The organism is Agrobacterium sp. 22-223-1 (assembly GCF_053522385.1).
In genome coordinates this window covers 653,982-670,714 of the sequence record NZ_JBNWCN010000001.1, presented here as the reverse complement: position 1 = coordinate 670,714, position 16,733 = coordinate 653,982, and the positions used below count along the sequence as shown (strand labels likewise).

Genomic DNA, 16,733 nt, shown 5'->3' with positions numbered 1-16,733 from the left:
AACTTAGTGACTGGGCGAGCGCCACTTGTTTCTTCTCCCCGCCGGGGAGAAGTCCGTGGCAGCGGATGAGGGGGCAAGGGTAGCGATATTCGGAGAGGGTACCCCCTCATCCGGCCCTTCGGGCCACCTTCTCCCCCTCGGGGAGAAGAAAACTCGCCTCACTTGTCACGCCTCCACACCCTGCCCGCGGTGAAACAGTTCCACCTGCATGTCGATCTGCCGTTTCAGATCGTCCTTGATGCCGGCCGATGCGTTCAGCACCTCTTCGGACTTCAGGAAATCCAGCACACCGAAACGGTGCACGGGCGGGCGCAGGAAAATATGCGGCGGGCGTAGCCGCAGTTTCAGGGCAATCGCCGCCTGCATCATCAGCTGGCTGGCGCCGAACAGGCTGTCCAGCCGGTTCGGCATGGTGGTTCCGTCGCCTTCCGGGCCGCCGACGACATCGACGCCGATGACGATATCGGCGCGGTCCAGCAGATGCTCATAGGGCACCGGATTAAAAATGCCGCCGTCGATCATGATGCGGCCATCTATACGCACCGGCATGAACAATGCGGGAATGGCGGCAGATGCGGCCAGCGCCTGGATGATCTCGCCGCGTTCCACCACCACTTCGGTCTGGGCGTAATAATCCGTGGCTATCACTTTGAGCGGAATGGCAAGCTCGGAAAAATCCTTCGGCAGAGCCTGCGGCATCAGGGCGTGCAGGATGAGTTCGAGGTTGAACTGCCCAAGGCGAAAACCGTCCACCGCATGGCGCATCGATGCCGGGCCGAGGCTCCAGAGCCGGTTGGCGACCGAGCCTTTTCGTCCCATCAGTTCAAGCGTGTATTCACGGATTTCCCGGCCGGTCATGCCGGCCGCCCTGCCCGCGCCGATGATGGAGCCGATGGACGAACCGGAAATCGCCACGGGCCGGATGCCGAGTTCGTCCAGCGCCTCGATGACGTTGATGTGGCAGATGCCGCGTGCGCCGCCGCCGCCGAGCGCCAGTCCGAAAGTCGGCTCATGGCCGCCCGCGCCGTCACCTTCGAGAACCTCTTCCCCGGCGCGGACGATCGTTATGCTCTCGTTTACACCCTGCTCCATGCGAATACCCAAATTCTTTCCACGGCAAAGACTCTGCCTATTGCGCAAACAAGACAAGACCGTGGCGTGACGGGAAACGCTGCTGTTAGAGCATTTTCGCTTTTCTTCGAATCGCGAAAACACTCTAACTCTTTGTTATGTCGCATTTCCGGACGGAAAACCGGGCTCCACTTTTGCTGGAAATGCTTTAGGGCTCGTAACGGTAGAAATGCATTTTCGTATCGCCGAAGATGCGGCTTTCGAGCGGTTTGAAAACCGGATCGACCTTGACCGTCACATCGCCGCGCTCTTCGAGAATGGCAAGCGCGCCGGGGTTCAGCCAGCCGCCGCCATGGGCGGCCGCGAAAGCCTTCTCGCCATGGCCATAGCCATAGGGCGGATCGGCGAAGAGAAGATCGAAGGGCTCGATATTGTTGACGCCGCCGAGCTTGGTGGCGTCACGCCGCAGGATACGGGCGCGGCCATGCAGACCCAGCGCATCGATATTTTCCCAGAGCAGCCCCCTGCCCTCCACGCCGTTTTCGACGAAGAGCGCCACGCGACAGCCGCGCGAAAGCGCCTCCAGACCGACCGCACCGGTTCCGGCGAAAACGTCCAGAACGCGCGTGCCATCCAGACTTTCCGGATAGGCATGGCTCAGAATATTGAAGAGGCTTTCCCGCGTCCTGTCGATGGTCGGACGAATGGAATTCGATTTCGGCGCGGCCAGACTCCGGCCGCGGAACTCACCGCCTACGATCCGCATTACGTGTCATTCCCCTGCCTCCAGAAGGTTTGCCACCCGGGCCTTTGCCGCCCGGCTTGCCGCCGCCGGGACCACCGGGGCCTTTGCTCTTGCCCGAGAAACCCGAACGTTCACCACGCTCGCCCGATTTTCCGAAAGATGGCTTGCCGAATCCGGGTTTACCGGCCGGCTTGCCGCCACGGGGCTTGTCTCCCGCCGGGCGCTCGCCGCGTGGGCGGTCACCGTCTTCACGGGGCCTGTCGCGGAACGGACGATCACCGAAAGGTTTTTCGCCACGTGGGCGGTCACCCTCTTCGCGCGGCTTGTCACGGAACGGCCGGTCGCCGAAAGGTTTGCCGCCGCGTGCCGGGCGGTCACCGAAGCTCTTTTCACCGCGCGGACGGTCGCCACGCGGGCGATCACCTTCTTCACGCGGCTTGTCGCGGAATGGCCGGTCGCCGAACGGCTTTCCACCGCGTCCACCACGATCACCGAAGCTCTTTTCGCCACGCGGGCGGTCGCCGCGTCCGCGACCACCTTCTTCTTCGCGGGGGGAATCCGAACGGATCCACTCGCCCTCGGCATCCGCATGCCGGACGACGTTGCGCCGCGCTTCGTCCTGGGCGGAAGGCTTTTTGAAGAGGTTTTCGGCTTCCGCGCGGGCGGAGGACTTGCGTTCCTTGCCGTCACGGGTGGGCCTTGCACCGGGCGCCATCCAGACATTGGCCGTGCGGCTGGTGCCGGCGGCCTGGCGTGGGCGGCGGTCGTCGCCTTCATCCTCGCTGCGGCCCTTGGCGCCAAATTTCCCGGCGGGCTTGGAGCCGAACTTGCCGGCCGGCTTGTCGCCGCGCTTGGTGTCGAGACGGCCGAGCGCCTTTTCACGACGGTCCTCGGACTTGCCGCTCTTTTCAAAGCGCGGCTTGCCTTCCGGGGCATCGCTCTTTGCCCATTCGGATTTTACGGGCCGCTTCGGCGCGTCGTCTTCTTCATCCTCAACGGGCGCATTGTAGATCGGCGCGTCGAAATTGGCGCCGGCCTGTTCGATCAGACGCGGGCCGAGCTGGTCGCGCAGCATACGGCCGCGCACTTCCAGCACCTTGCCTTCAGCGAGATCGCCGAGCTGGAACGGACCGTAGGAAACGCGGATCAGGCGGTTGACCTCGAGACCGAGCGCGCCGAGCACGTTCTTGATCTCACGGTTCTTGCCTTCACGCAGGCCCATGCTGATCCAGACATTGTGGCCCTGGGTGCGGTCGAGCGTGGCATCGATTGCGCCGTAGAGCACGCCGTCGACGGCAATGCCTTCCTTCAGCTTGTCGAGTGCGGCCTGATCGACCTCGCCATGGGCGCGCACGCGGTAGCGGCGCAGCCAGCCGGTGGTCGGCAGTTCCAGCACGCGGGAAAGTCCGCCATCGTTTGTGAGCAGCAGCAGGCCTTCGGTATTGATATCGAGGCGGCCGATGGACAGGACGCGCGGCAGTTCACCGGGCAGATTGTCGAAAACGGTCGGGCGGCCTTCCGGGTCGGAGTTGGTCGTCACCAGACCGGCGGGCTTGTGGTAAAGCCACAGGCGCGTGCGCTCGGCGCCGCGAATCGGCATGCCGTCGACTTCGATCTTGTCGGACAGCGTGGCGTTCACCACCGGCGTATCCAGCTTGACGCCGTTCAGCGACACGCGGCCTTCCATGATCATGCGCTCGACATCGCGGCGCGAGGCGACGCCTGCGCGTGCCATGATCTTGGAAATGCGCTCGGGCTTGGAAGCGCCAACGGTTTCCGGCACCGGGGCGGCCTTTGCCTCGGTAGGTTTCTTTTCGCGCTCTGCGGCGGGCTTGCCGGGGCCTTTCGGCTTCCTGTCGCGGCTAAATGTCTTGCCGCCGTCACGCTTCGGCTTGTCTTTAAAAGTCATTTGCTGTTTGCCTGTTGTTTGGGCTGTCCTATCAGGTCCAAGCACAAGGGTTAAGAGGAAATTGAAACGCAATGGCCGAAAGGACGCATTTCATGGAGCTGGCGCTTTCGGAAGCCCGTGCCGCGGCTAAGCGGCAGGAGGTTCCGATCGGCGCGGTACTGGTTATGGACGGCCGCGTCATCGCCCGTTCCGGCAACCGCACCCGTGAATTGAACGATGTGACGGCTCACGCCGAAATCGCCGTGATCCGCATGGCCTGCGAAGCGCTGGAGCAGGAACGCCTGCCCGGCGCCGATCTCTACGTGACACTGGAGCCCTGCACCATGTGCGCGGCGGCGATTTCATTCGCCCGTATCCGCCGGCTCTATTACGGCGCGCGAGACCCGAAGGGCGGCGCAGTGGAGAGTGGCGTGCGTTTCTTCAGCCAGCCGACATGTCACCATGCGCCGGATGTCTATTCGGGACTGGCGGAAAGCGAAAGTGCGGAAATCCTGCGGCAATTTTTCCGCGAGAAACGTCTCGACGATTGAGCGACCGGCGGGAGGCGCAAGCTTTCCCGCGGGCCATCAGCCATTCGTTATTACTGGAAGGGGTTCCACCAGCTCTTGCCGGTATTTGCCACGGCCGCTTCTTTCTTGCGGCGCTTTTCCTTCTTCTGCTCCGGTTCGCCGAGATCGGTCAGCTGATCCTGCGGAACGCTGCGATATTCAGCCGGCGGATCGGTGAGGAACTTGCGCTGGGCGTTGACGACGGAGCCGCCCTGGGCATCGGCCTTGGCCTTGCGGAAGGCTTCCCATTTCTGGGTTTCGGTCATCTGGCCGGCCGTGCCGTTGCCGGCGAGCAGCGGCGAACGATAATGCGGGTTGTTCTTGTTGGCGTCCGCCTCTTCGCGCAGGCGTTCGCGGGTTTCTTCCGGCGATTCGACCCATTGCGGATTGTTTTCGCGGCTTGCCATGTTCTGCTGCGGCTCGGCCAGCTGTTCGGCACGGGTCTGGGCGGGAACGACGAGGCCCGGGCGGGGGCTATATTTCAGGTTGCGCTTTTCCTGGTCATTGCCGGTGATCGAGGTCGCGTTGCCAAGATCGTCGACAAGCTGTTCCGCCGCCGTCTTGCCCGTGCCGTAGGTCGGGCTCGTGCACGCGCCGAGCAACACGCCTATCGTCGTGATGCCAACAACCGTGCGAAACATGCCCAAACCCTGCGCATTACCCTGCATCGTCTTCATTGAAACCCTTCCAGCCGTCCGTCCCACTTCGCCAGACATCGTCTTTCGGCAGGCGGCAGCCCGCATTGCCGTGCAAATCCGGCCATTTTCAGGCAGGTGTACCGGATGAAGAGGCAAAGCGCAATTCATCCGGTCATTTTCATCGCGCATCGGCCCCAAACCCGGAATCGGGTTTCAACAGGAACGATGCGCAGCCTCGGATCATCCGAGGGCTGCAAGCTCTCGCAGCGCGGCCGCATCGCGAGCGGAAACCTCCGGATAGGCCGGATCGGAACCGACATCGGTGGTGATGCGCCAGGAACGGGCGCATTTTGCGCCTTCCGCCAGCTTCTGCTCGACCACGACCTTTGCCACTTCCGGCAGGCGGAAGCCATCGGCCGGGCCTTCATCGCCCACCACCGAGATGGCCGAGGTGATGCAGATTTCGGCGAAATCCTGCCCCTTCAGCGCCGCCAGAAGATCGGCGTCGGCGATGTGCACGACCGGAGCGGCTTCCAGCGAAGAGCCGATACGCTTTTCACGGCGTTCCACTTCCAGCGCGCCGGTGACGACCGTGCGGACCTTGCGGATTTTTTCCCACTTCGCTTCCAGCGCATCGTTTTTCCATTCCGCCGGGATTTCCGGGAACTGGACGAGATGCACCGATTCCGCATCCGGATAACGCGACAGCCAGGCCTCTTCCGTCGTGAAGGGCAGCATGGGTGCCAGCCACGAGACGAGGCAATCGAACAGCTTCGCAATGACCGACAGGGCCGCCCGGCGCTTCAGCGACGACGGCGCGTCGCAATAGAGCGTGTCCTTGCGGATATCGAAATAGAAGGCCGAAAGCTCGACATTGGCGAAATCCACCAGCGCGCGGGCGATCTTCTTGAACTCGAAGCCGTCATAACCTTCGCGCACGACACCATCCAGTTCGGACAGGCGGTGCAGCACCAGCTTTTCCAGCTCCGGCAGATCGGCATAGGCGATCTCCTCGCCCTTGTAATGGGCGAGCGTGCCGAGCATCCAGCGGATGGTATTGCGCAGCTTGCGATAGGCATCGACATTGGTCTGGATGATGGCCTTGCCGAGGCGCTGGTCTTCCCAATAATCCGTGGTCATGACCCACAGGCGCAGGATATCCGCGCCGGCGTCCTTCATGACTTCCTGGGGCGAAACCACGTTGCCCTTGGACTTCGACATCTTCTCGCCCTTCTCATCCATGGTGAAACCATGGGTGACAACGGCGTTATAGGGCGCACGACCGCGCGTCGCGCAGCTTTCAAGCAGCGACGAGTGGAACCAGCCGCGATGCTGGTCGGAACCTTCCAGATAGACATCCGCCGGCCACTTCATGTCCGGGCGGTCTTCCAGCGTGAAGGTGTGGGTGCAGCCGCTGTCGAACCAGACGTCGAGAATGTCCATGACCTGCTGCCAACGGGCATGGTCGTGGTCATCGCCGAGGAACCGTTGCTTGGCGCCTTCAGCGAACCAGGCGTCCGCACCTTCGGCCTCGAAGGCCTCGAGGATGCGGGCGTTGACGGCCTCATCGATCAGAACTTCACCCTTCTCATCGGCGAAGACGGCGATCGGCACGCCCCAGCTGCGCTGGCGCGACAGAACCCAGTCGGGCCGGCCTTCGATCATGGCGCGCAGGCGGTTCTGGCCGGAGGCCGGAACGAAGCGGGTGTCGTCGATAGCGCTCAGCGAGCGCGAACGCAGCGTCGTGCCGTCGCCCAGTTCCTTGTCCATATAGACGAACCATTGCGGCGTGTTGCGAAAGATGACCGGCTTCTTGGAGCGCCAGCTATGCGGATAGCTGTGCTTCAGACGGCCACGGGCAAACAGGTTGTTTTCCGCGATCAGCGCCTTGATGACGCGGTCATTGGCATCGCCCTTCTTGCCGTTATCGTCCATGACGCGGGCAGCGCCGCCTTCGGCGGACGGGCCGAAACCGGGGGCGTCTTCGGTGTAGAAACCGTCATCGCCAACCGGGAACGGGATGGCCGACGAAACGCCGCGCGCTTCCAGCTCACGCTGATGCGCGGTCCAGACGTCAAAGTCTTCGCGGCCGTGGCTCGGCGCGGTGTGCACGAAGCCCGTACCGGCATCGTCGGTGACGTGATCGCCTTCGAGAAGCGGAACCGGGAAATCGTAGCCAAGCGACGCCAAAGGATGAGCGCAGGTGATGGCGGCCAGTTCTTCGGTTTTCACGTCGCGAACGAGCTTGAAGGTCAGCTTCGCCTTGGCTGCGGCCTCATCGGCGAGCTTCTTGGCAAAGATCAGCTTTTCGCCCGGCTGCGGACCGAAATCGTTCTGCGCGCTTTCGACTTCGTAGAGGCCATATTCGACCCGCGACGAAAACGCGATGGCGCGGTTACCGGGGATGGTCCACGGCGTGGTCGTCCAGATGACGACGGAAGCACCGGAAAGAACAGGAGATGCCTGCACAACCGGGAACTTCACCCAGATCATGTCGCTCTCGACATCGGCATATTCGACTTCGGCTTCCGCCAACGCGGTGCGCTCGACGACCGACCACATGATGGGCTTCGAGCCGCGATAAAGCTGGCCGGTGCGGGCGATCTTCAGCAGTTCGCCGGCGATGCGGGCTTCGGCGTGGAAGTTCATCGTCGTATAGGGGTTTTCAAAGTCGCCCTCGATACCGAGGCGTTTGAACTCCTCCGACTGAACCTTGATCCAGCCGGCCGCGAAGTCACGGCATTCCTTGCGGAATTCGTTGACCGGAACCTCGTCCTTGTTCTTGCCTCTGGCGCGATAGGCTTCCTCGATCTTCCATTCGATCGGCAGGCCGTGGCAATCCCAGCCCGGAACGTAATTGGCGTCGTAACCGCGCATCTGGAAAGAGCGGGTGATGACGTCTTTCAGGATCTTGTTCAGCGCATGGCCGATGTGGATATTGCCGTTGGCATAGGGCGGGCCGTCATGCAGCACGAATTTTTCGCGGCCGGCGGCGGAGGCGCGCAGGCGTTTGTAGAGGCCCATTTCCTGCCAGCGCTTGACCGTTTCCGGTTCCTTCTGCGGCAGGCCGGCGCGCATCGGAAAATCCGTCTGCGGCAGATAGAGGGTGGAGGAGTAATCCAGTTTTTCTGCGGTGTCGCTCATAATCGTACCGTTGTTGCGCGCCGTGTCGGTCGCGCCGTCTCAATTTCAAAGAGGGCAAATACGGAAAGCGCCATGACCAAAGTCATGACAAGCGCCAAAATCCCGGACCTTCCGGCTCGTCAGAGCGGGCGGAAGGCCGGGCCAATAATTCGGCCAATCTGAGTTTTGAACATCAACCGGTATTGGGACATGGCCGGTTGTTTATGCGGTTTTCCGGCAAAAAGGAAGAGAAAAGCGACGGCAATATCGGCCGGAACAGAGGCTGACCGGCCTTACCCGGTCAGAACGCGATCCTGGCGTCCAGTTCGCTGAGCGGGCGCACGCCCGATAACATCGCCCTCGCCTCTTCTTCATCGCGCCTGATCTGGGCGACGAGCGGATCGAGACCGTCGAATTTCAGCTCGTCGCGCAGGTGCCCGAAGAAGGAGACCGAACAGACCTCACCATAAAGATCGCCGGAAAAATCGAAGACGAATGTTTCAAGCAGCGCCGCACCGTTTTCGGTAACGGTCGGGCGGTAACCGAAGCTTGCCACGCCATCGCGGATCGAACCGTCCGGGCGGCGGAACCGCACGGCATAGATGCCGGCCTTCAGTTCCGTTTCCGGCGCCAGCGCCATGTTGGCGGTGGGGTAACCCAGCGTGCGCCCCAGTTTCTGGCCGCCAATGACTTCGCTTTCCACCGTGAAGCGATAACCGAGCAGGCCTGCGGCGCCCGCCACATCGCCTTCGCACAGAAGCGAGCGAATCCGGCTGGAGGAGACGACATCCGCGCCCTCGTCGCGGAAGGCGTCCACCAGCGTCACGTCGAAGCCATGGCGTTTGCCGGCCTCCATCAGAAATGCCGGACCGCCTTCGCGGCCTTTGCCGAAATGAAAATCGAAGCCGGTGACGACAGCGCTGGCGTGAAGCCAGTCGACCAGAATGGACTGGACGAATTCCTCCGCCGAGCGCTGCGAAAATTCCCGGTCGAAGGGATATTCGATGACGGAGCGGAAACCGATGGCCTCAAGGATGCGCGCCTTCAGCGGCGCGGGCGTGAGACGGAAGACCGGCGTATCGGGACGGAAGACGGAACGGGGATGCGGCTCGAAGGTCAGCACCAACGCGGGAACGCCACGGGCTTCCGCCAGTTCCAGGGCACGATCCAGCACAGCCCGGTGGCCGCGATGCACGCCGTCGAAATTGCCGATGGCGATGACGCCGCCGCGAAGAGCTTCCGGCAGCGGCTCCTTTTTTTCATTGCGGTGAAAGACGGTCATGGCAATCGATCCATTCCTGCGCCAGCTATTCCTTGAGGCAAGATGTCCTCAGGCGAGACGGGGCATCCACCAGCCGGGAGCAGCACCCTGCCCCTTGAGATAGGCGTTGAGAAGCGCCTCGTCCGTCTGGCCGTTCAGCGTATATTCGGCGGCGTGAATGCCGCCGCTGATATAAAGAAGGTTGAGACCGCTCGCAATCGCGCCCTTCACATCCGTCGGCATGCCGTCCCCGATGGCAAGCACGCGATCCTTGGCGAAGGCACCGCGCACTTCTTTGGCCGCCGCAAGGCAGGCTTCATAGATCGGCGCATGCGGCTTGCCGGCAATGCGGACCTCGCCGCCGAGCTGTTCATAGTAAGCGGCCATGGCGCCGGCGCAGGGAATGATGCGCTCGCCGCGCTCCACCACCAGATCGGGATTGGCGCAGATCATCGGCACGTTGCGGGCAATGAAGCCCTTGAGCATTTCGGTATAATCCTCAGGCGTTTCCGTCTCGTCATCGAAAAAGCCGGTGCAGACCACGGACTGCGCTTCCGGCTCGCCGACGCGCTCGACATCGAGACCGTCCAGCAGCGGCAGATCGCGTTCCGGGCCGAGCAGGAAGACTTTTTTCGGGCCTTCCGCGATCAGGCCGCGGGTGACGTCACCGGAGGTGATGATACGGTCATAGGCCTCATCCGGCACGCCGAGAACGCGAAGCTGGGCGATGACGCCGGGAGCGGGACGCGGCGAATTGGTGATGAGCACCACCGTCTTGCCGGCCTTGCGCGCTTCCCGCAGGGCAACTGCCGCATCCGGAAAGGCGCTGACGCCATTGTGCAGCACGCCCCAGACATCCGAAAGAATAACGTCGAACCCAGCCGTGATTTCGCCGAGAGTGAGAATGCGATGGGCCATGAGATGCTTTCCGGATGCGAGAAGAAGGTGAGCGTCACATCGCAAAGCGGGACGCCGATGGCAAGGAAAAAAGCGCTGCCAGACCGGTCTTTGGCCCGCCTGACGCAGCATGAACACAAATGCCCCTTAGATGCGATGCGGCCGCAACGCGCGAAAAGAACGACGTCGCCGCGCCCGTCCGCGCATGGGAAATTTCTGTCATGGAACGCTGATAACCATAAGCCATGAAATTTTTCAGACAGGGCGTTCTTGACTCCGGAAGAAGCCCTCCTTATCTCGGTTCCGCTGGCACTCAAACAAGAAGAGTGCTAACACCCATCACGCGAGCCTGCGAAGGTTCATGAAGTCATTTGATCGAGGGATTAGGCAATGACAAGCACCAATTTCCGCCCGCTTCACGATCGCGTCGTCGTTCGTCGCGTTGAATCCGAAGCCAAGACCAAGGGCGGCATCATCATTCCCGATACCGCCAAGGAAAAGCCGCAGGAAGGCGAAATCGTCGCCGTCGGTTCCGGCGCACGCGATGAGTCCGGCAAGGTCGTCGCTCTCGACGTCAAGGCTGGTGACCGTGTTCTGTTCGGCAAGTGGTCGGGCACCGAAGTCAAGCTCGACGGCGAAGACCTTCTGATCATGAAGGAAGCCGACATCATGGGTATCATCGGCTGATTTCGCCGAACCCATCGTTTCCTTAAATTTCAAGCCGGATCCATTCCGGCCGTTCGAAACCAGGAGTTTTGAAAATGGCAGCCAAAGAAGTCAAATTCGGCCGCTCAGCGCGCGAAAAGATGCTCAAGGGCGTCGACATTCTCGCTGATGCAGTGAAGGTAACCCTCGGCCCGAAGGGTCGTAACGTCGTTATCGACAAGTCCTTCGGCGCTCCGCGCATCACCAAGGACGGCGTTTCGGTCGCCAAGGAAATCGAACTGGAAGACAAGTTCGAGAACATGGGCGCACAGCTCGTTCGCGAAGTTGCCTCCAAGACCAACGACATCGCCGGTGACGGCACCACCACCGCAACGGTTCTGGCCCAGGCCATCGTTCGCGAAGGTGCAAAGGCAGTTGCTGCCGGCATGAACCCGATGGACCTCAAGCGCGGCATCGATCTTGCTGTTGCAGAAGTCGTCAAGGACCTTCAGGCCAAGGCCAAGAAGATCAACACTTCGGAAGAAGTTGCACAGGTCGGCACGATCTCCGCAAACGGCGAGCGTCAGATCGGTCTCGACATCGCTGAAGCAATGCAGCGCGTCGGCAACGAAGGCGTCATCACTGTTGAAGAAGCCAAGACCGCTGAAACCGAACTCGAAGTCGTCGAAGGCATGCAGTTCGACCGCGGCTACCTGTCGCCTTACTTCGTGACCAACCCGGAAAAGATGGTTGCTGACCTCGAAGACGCATACATCCTTCTGCACGAAAAGAAGCTTTCGAACCTCCAGGCTATGCTGCCGGTTCTCGAAGCTGTCGTTCAGACCGGCAAGCCGCTCGTCATCATCGCTGAAGACGTAGAAGGCGAAGCTCTTGCAACGCTCGTCGTCAACAAGCTGCGTGGCGGCCTCAAGATCGCTGCCGTCAAGGCTCCGGGCTTCGGCGACCGCCGCAAGGCCATGCTGGAAGACATCGCCATCCTGACCGGTGGTACCGTCATTTCCGAAGACCTCGGCATCAAGCTCGAAAGCGTTACCCTCGACATGCTCGGCAAGTCGAAGAAGGTTTCGATCTCCAAGGAAAACACCACGATCGTTGACGGCGCCGGCCAGAAGTCCGACATCGAAGGCCGTGTTGCCCAGATCAAGGCCCAGATCGAAGAAACCACCTCCGACTACGACCGCGAAAAGCTGCAGGAACGTCTTGCCAAGCTCGCTGGCGGCGTTGCCGTTATCCGCGTCGGCGGTTCGACGGAAGTCGAAGTGAAGGAAAAGAAGGACCGCATCGACGACGCTCTCAACGCGACGCGCGCTGCCGTTCAGGAAGGCATCGTACCGGGCGGCGGCGTTGCCCTGCTGCGTTCGTCCACGAAGATCACCGCAAAGGGTGAAAACGACGACCAGGAAGCCGGTATCAACATCATCCGCCGCGCCCTGCAGGCTCTGGTTCGCCAGATCGCAGACAACGCAGGTGACGAAGCTTCCATCGTTGTCGGCAAGATCCTCGAGAAGAACGAAGACAACTACGGCTACAACGCCCAGACCGGCGAATATGGCGACCTGATCCAGCTCGGCATCGTCGACCCGGTCAAGGTTGTTCGTACGGCTCTGCAGAACGCAGCTTCGGTTGCTTCGCTGCTGATCACCACCGAAGCCATGATCGCCGAGCTTCCGAAGAAGGAAGCTGCAATGCCGGCAATGCCGGGCGGCGGCATGGGCGGCATGGACTTCTAATCAGTCCTGTCACCGGATTAAGAAAGGGCGGTCTTCGGACCGCCCTTTTTCTTTGCCGCCCATGCGTGATGATGGAAGGCGGCGCATTTTATCGGCCTCATCCTTGGGATAGGCCACTGCCGTCCCGTTTAAATTTCTCGAAGAAGTCAGGTGTCATTGGTTCTATTATTTTCGGGCATGCCGTGCCGAAGCCAATCATGCCGACGTCATCCTCGGGCCTGTCCCGAGGATCTGCAACCGATTGATTTTATTCGACGTGATTAGATCCTCGGCACAGGGCCGAGGATGACGTCGAGGGAATGTTGACCCTCCATTACGAAAAGGCTGCCGCCCGTCCGGAATTTAAATCGGACGGCAGTGGGGGACAGGCCCAAGGATGACGTCAGCGTTCTCGCGAGAGATGCTTCATGAAAATCAACAGGTTGCACAATTCTGAAGGCCAAAAGCGGAAAGGTTCGTGTATTGTCCCGTTTTGGAACAGGCGTGATTTTATCCGGCTATTTTTTGCAGCCCTATGCAATAATAGGGCACATTCAAGAGCGAATCACCACCCCATACGGGGCCGATTTCCACTCGGACCGGCTTATAAGTGCGCTATTTAGTTGTGCTTTTTCGCATATCTCGCGATATTGAAGAAGAAATACATAATATTTTTGATTTTCTCACTGGCTGGTTGTTGTAGGTAGGGGAAAATAAACTATAAGTCACCCCCCGTAAGGGTTCCGCGACGGGGCGGCCAGCATTGAAGGGGTTTCGATGCGTGGCAAACACGTTCGACTGCGGGTGGCGGTAAAGGTTCAACCTGGCAGTGGCGCTTGAAGTGGCGGCGCTGGCACGTGTTCATGCGGGGGCGCGATTTGTTTGAAATATCAAGACGCAACGATGCTCTGCCTGCGGCGGTAACGACCACGCCCGATCCCCGGACCCTGTCGCATTTCTTCATGTCGGAGGAGTGGAGCAGCGATCTTTCCAGTGGCGTCATCCGGCTCGGCGAACACGCATCATTCATGCACGGCCTGCCGCCGGGCGAGTGCGGATTGCTCAGCCTCGTCCGCTGTTACGACCGCGCTGACCACGCCCGCGTTCTGGAACTTTTCGAGCAGGTTTCCACCGCACCCTCACGTTTCTGTTTTTCAACCGGCCTCTCCATCTTGCCGGCGATGCGGCAGCCGGTCATCTGCATGGGTGAATCTTCCGGCTTCGAAGACGGCCAGCAAGGGCGCATATCAGGGCTTTTCCTGTTTCCGCGCTTTGAGGATATTCGCTTCGCCGCCTGAACATAGCGGGACAGACGCTCAGCGCCGTTCACAAAATGAAGACGATTTGTCTTCTATTGTTCATCTTTATGGGCGGATGATTTTCGGTCATTGATATCTCCAGACATTGCAGTTCAACCGGCGACACGCCGACTATTTACCGGAGATATCCATGTCCAGCAGCCAGAACGTTCTCGTTCTCATCGCCCGTATTCTGCTTTCCTTCATCTTCATCACGTCGGGCTTCAGCAAGCTCGTCGATCCGGCCGGTACGGCCGGCATGATCACGGGCGCCGGCCTGCCCGCCGCAACCGCGCTTGCCTATATTGCAGGCCTGTTCGAACTCGTTGCCGGTCTTGCCATTCTCGCTGGTTTCCAGACCAAAATCGCTGCCTGGGCGCTTGCCGTCTTCTGCGTATTCACCGGTCTGGTGTTCCACAGCGGCACCGTTGCCGTTCCCGGCTGGCCTGAGCCGGCTCTTGGCTGGATCAACACGCTGAACGGCATCATGATGGTGAAGAACATCACCCTTGCCGGCGCTTACATACTGCTTGCCGCCTTCGGCCCCGGCGCCTATTCCGTCGACGCTAAGCGTGGCGCGGCTGTGGCTCACGCCTGAGCCAGACAGATTGACCAATAAAAAAGCCGCCGGATCGCTCCGGCGGCTTTTTTGTTTTACGTCGTCAGACCGCAGCCCTGATGCGCGAGGCGATTTCCTGAACCGCCGCATCGCCCTCATGTTCCGGCTTGCGGGCACGCACGAAGCAGGCTTCCGAACGGACGATGATGCCGTCCGAGAGGATTTTCAGGTGGTTGGCCTTCAGCGTCGAGCCGGTTGAGGTGATATCGACGATGATATCCGCCTGCCCCGCTGCGGGCGCACCCTCGGTCGCGCCAAGGCTTTCGACGATGCGATAAAGCTGAATGCCGTGCTGGCGCGAAAAGAACTGCTGTGTCAGCCGCCAATATTTGGTGGCGATGGCGAGCCTGCGGCCATGACGGGCGCGGAATTCCGAAGCGACATCGCCGAGATCGGCCATGCTGTCCACATCCAGCCAGATTTCCGGCACGGCGACCACGACATCCGCATGGCCGAAACCGAGGCGGGCGCAGAACTCCACCTGCGCATCGGCATTGGTCAGCCCCTCACGCACGAGGTCCTCACCCGTCACCCCGAAATCCACGGTGCCGGCGCCGATCTCGCGGGCGATCTCGGAAGCCGAGAGATAGGCGATCTCGATATCGTCGCGCCCTTCGATGCGACCGCGATAGGAGCGGTCATTGCCGACAGCCGCGACTTTCAGCCCGGCGCGCTCCAGAACGGCGGAGGCGTCTTCCTTCATCCGGCCCTTGGAGGGCAATGCGATGGTGATCATGGCTTGTCGCTCCCGCGCACCGCTTCGATGCGATCCAGCCAGAGCGAGAAGCCCACGGCCGGGATTTTTTCCTGTGCGCCGAGCAGGGTCAGCAGCCGGTCGAAACGGCCGCCACCGGCCAGCACGCTGTCTGCGCCCGCTTCCACCACCTCGAAAACGAGGCCGGTATAATAGTCGAGCGGACGACCGAAGGCCGCGCCATAAGTGACGGTTTCGAGATCGACACCGGCATTGGCAAGCGCTGCGACGCGTTTGTCGAAAGCGGAAAGCGCGCCATCCAGTTTCAGCTTCGCCTTTGCGGCAAAATCCGCCAGAACCTGCGATGCCTGCGGCAACGGCGCCTTCAGGGCCAGGAACTGCTTGAGCAGCGCGAAGCTTTCATCCGGCAGACGCGTGGCGGCAAGCGCCAGTTTTTCCCGCAGGCGGCGGGCGATTTCCTGCGGCGCGCGGCTGGCATTGGTGGAATAGCCGGTTTCCTGCATCACCGTATCGAGATAATCGACCAGCACCGTCTCGTCGCCCGTTGCCAGAAGGCCGGCGACCCGGGCATCGAGGCCGGTCATCGGCTTGGGATGCACAAGGCTTTCCAGCAGCGCGTCGAGCTGCGCCATATCGCCGAATGCCTGCACCAGCCGCTTCTGCCAGCCAAGCGGCAGGCCAAGCGCTGCAACCACCGCCTCGAACACCTGCTGGTCGCCCAGCGTGACGGCAAGCGCCCGGCCCGGCAGCAGGCGCTGCAGAATGCCGGTGGCGTCAATGACGGCACGGGCATCGGCGGCGGCGATATCGGTATCGCCGAGATCCTCGATACCGGCCTGATAAAACTCATTGGCACCTTCGCGGCGCTGACGGAAGACTTCACCAAGATAGGAATAACGCTTCGGCGTGCCGGTCGCCGTTTCGATGTGGCGCAGGCAGACCGGGATGGTGAATTCGGGGCGCAGGCAGAGGCTCTCACCCGTTTCGCTCTCCGTCATGAAGATACGGCGGCGCAAATCCTCGCCGGCCATATCCAGAAACGGTTCGGCGGGCTGGATGACGGGCGTGTTCACACGGCTCGTGCGGCGCGCGGCGAATTCTTCCAGTAGCTCTCCGGAAAATTCCGGCATGTCGATCAGGGGCATGGAACGGTACTTTTCGTCACGGTTCGAGCGGCTGCATCATTTCGATGCGGTTTCCGAAGGGATCATGGACATAAAACCGGTGATACCCTTCAAGCGGCTCATCCTCAACCACATGGCAGCCTGCTGTTTCAAGTGTTTTTCGCAAGGTTGCCATATCATCGACCAGAAAGGCCGGATGGGATTTCTTCGCCGGGCGGAAATCCTGCTCGACGCCGAGATGCAGTTTTATCGAACCCCGGCTGAACCAGCACCCGCCACGCGTGGCCAGATTGGCGGGCTTTGCCTGCTCCGCAAAGCCGAGCAGGCCGCCATAGAAAGCGCGCGCCTCATCTTCGCGGTCCGCCGGCATCGCCAGTTGAACATGGTCGAGCGCAAGGATCGCCATGGCT

Annotated in this window: 15 protein-coding genes; 5 read left to right on the top strand and 10 right to left on the bottom strand. The window is 61.2% G+C overall.

What is annotated here, in order from left to right:
* Nucleotides 1–165 precede the first annotated feature (165 nt).
* From ACQZ60_RS03280 to ACQZ60_RS03270, 3 genes are all read right to left on the bottom strand, one after another.
* Nucleotides 166–1,092 (bottom strand): patatin-like phospholipase family protein, encoded by a 927-nt coding sequence (locus ACQZ60_RS03280; protein ID WP_020809543.1) that lies wholly within the window; start codon nt 1,090–1,092, stop codon nt 166–168.
* 187 nt (nt 1,093–1,279) lie between these two features.
* Nucleotides 1,280–1,837 carry a 16S rRNA (guanine(966)-N(2))-methyltransferase RsmD gene (gene rsmD / locus ACQZ60_RS03275; RefSeq protein WP_035259743.1) on the bottom strand — a complete coding sequence of 186 codons (558 nt, stop codon included), beginning with the start codon at nt 1,835–1,837 and terminating at the stop codon, nt 1,280–1,282.
* Nucleotides 1,818–3,725 (bottom strand): pseudouridine synthase, encoded by a 1,908-nt coding sequence (locus tag ACQZ60_RS03270; protein WP_448734748.1) that lies wholly within the window; start codon nt 3,723–3,725, stop codon nt 1,818–1,820. The genes rsmD and ACQZ60_RS03270 overlap by 20 nt, the downstream gene beginning before the upstream one ends.
* Before the next feature lie 71 nt (nt 3,726–3,796).
* Between ACQZ60_RS03270 and ACQZ60_RS03265 the strand changes: the two genes are divergently transcribed.
* Complete coding sequence (locus ACQZ60_RS03265; RefSeq protein ID WP_059760756.1) at nt 3,797–4,255, top strand: nucleoside deaminase; 459 nt, start codon at nt 3,797–3,799, stop codon at nt 4,253–4,255.
* 50 nt (nt 4,256–4,305) lie between these two features.
* Here ACQZ60_RS03265 and ACQZ60_RS03260 read toward each other — a convergent pair whose 3' ends face one another.
* The 4 genes from ACQZ60_RS03260 to ACQZ60_RS03245 form a co-directional block, all read right to left on the bottom strand.
* Nucleotides 4,306–4,950, bottom strand: a complete 645-nt coding sequence (locus tag ACQZ60_RS03260; protein WP_448734747.1) for a hypothetical protein — start codon at nt 4,948–4,950, stop codon at nt 4,306–4,308.
* A 201-nt stretch (nt 4,951–5,151) separates the two neighbouring features.
* Entirely contained in the window at nt 5,152–8,055 is a 2,904-nt protein-coding gene (gene ileS / locus ACQZ60_RS03255; RefSeq protein ID WP_448734746.1) for an isoleucine--tRNA ligase, read from the bottom strand.
* Between the two features lie 280 nt (nt 8,056–8,335).
* Nucleotides 8,336–9,316, bottom strand: coding sequence for a bifunctional riboflavin kinase/FAD synthetase (locus ACQZ60_RS03250; protein WP_080852603.1), 981 nt, complete (start codon nt 9,314–9,316; stop codon nt 8,336–8,338).
* Between the two features lie 48 nt (nt 9,317–9,364).
* Nucleotides 9,365–10,213 carry a TIGR01459 family HAD-type hydrolase gene (locus tag ACQZ60_RS03245; protein WP_448734745.1) on the bottom strand — a complete coding sequence of 283 codons (849 nt, stop codon included), beginning with the start codon at nt 10,211–10,213 and terminating at the stop codon, nt 9,365–9,367.
* A 369-nt stretch (nt 10,214–10,582) separates the two neighbouring features.
* On the opposite strand from ACQZ60_RS03245, the gene groES reads away from it, so the two are divergent.
* The 4 genes from groES to ACQZ60_RS03225 all read left to right on the top strand — a co-directional run bounded on the left by groES (nt 10,583) and on the right by ACQZ60_RS03225 (nt 14,463).
* Nucleotides 10,583–10,879: a co-chaperone GroES gene (gene groES, locus ACQZ60_RS03240; RefSeq protein WP_448734744.1), complete on the top strand. Its 297-nt coding sequence runs from the start codon at nt 10,583–10,585 to the stop codon at nt 10,877–10,879.
* A gap of 74 nt (nt 10,880–10,953) precedes the next feature.
* Nucleotides 10,954–12,588 carry a chaperonin GroEL gene (groL, locus tag ACQZ60_RS03235; protein ID WP_448734743.1) on the top strand — a complete coding sequence of 545 codons (1,635 nt, stop codon included), beginning with the start codon at nt 10,954–10,956 and terminating at the stop codon, nt 12,586–12,588.
* Between the two features lie 842 nt (nt 12,589–13,430).
* Nucleotides 13,431–13,865, top strand: a complete 435-nt coding sequence (locus ACQZ60_RS03230; RefSeq protein ID WP_035236127.1) for a hypothetical protein — start codon at nt 13,431–13,433, stop codon at nt 13,863–13,865.
* Nucleotides 13,866–14,016: 151 nt separating this feature from the next.
* On the top strand, nt 14,017–14,463 hold the full coding sequence (locus ACQZ60_RS03225) for a DoxX family protein (RefSeq protein ID WP_003519535.1): 447 nt from the start codon (nt 14,017–14,019) through the stop codon (nt 14,461–14,463).
* A gap of 64 nt (nt 14,464–14,527) precedes the next feature.
* On the opposite strand, the gene hisG is transcribed toward ACQZ60_RS03225, so the two are convergent.
* Genes hisG through ACQZ60_RS03210 form a run of 3 tightly spaced genes read right to left on the bottom strand, consistent with a single transcriptional unit; the run spans nt 14,528 to nt 16,729 of the window.
* Nucleotides 14,528–15,220 carry an ATP phosphoribosyltransferase gene (hisG, locus tag ACQZ60_RS03220; protein ID WP_020812640.1) on the bottom strand — a complete coding sequence of 231 codons (693 nt, stop codon included), beginning with the start codon at nt 15,218–15,220 and terminating at the stop codon, nt 14,528–14,530.
* Nucleotides 15,217–16,344, bottom strand: coding sequence for an ATP phosphoribosyltransferase regulatory subunit (locus ACQZ60_RS03215; protein ID WP_448734742.1), 1,128 nt, complete (start codon nt 16,342–16,344; stop codon nt 15,217–15,219). Before ACQZ60_RS03215 ends, hisG begins: the two co-directional genes overlap by 4 nt.
* Nucleotides 16,345–16,360: 16 nt before the next feature.
* Entirely contained in the window at nt 16,361–16,729 is a 369-nt protein-coding gene (locus ACQZ60_RS03210; protein ID WP_448734741.1) for a VOC family protein, read from the bottom strand.
* Nucleotides 16,730–16,733: the final 4 nt, after the last annotated feature.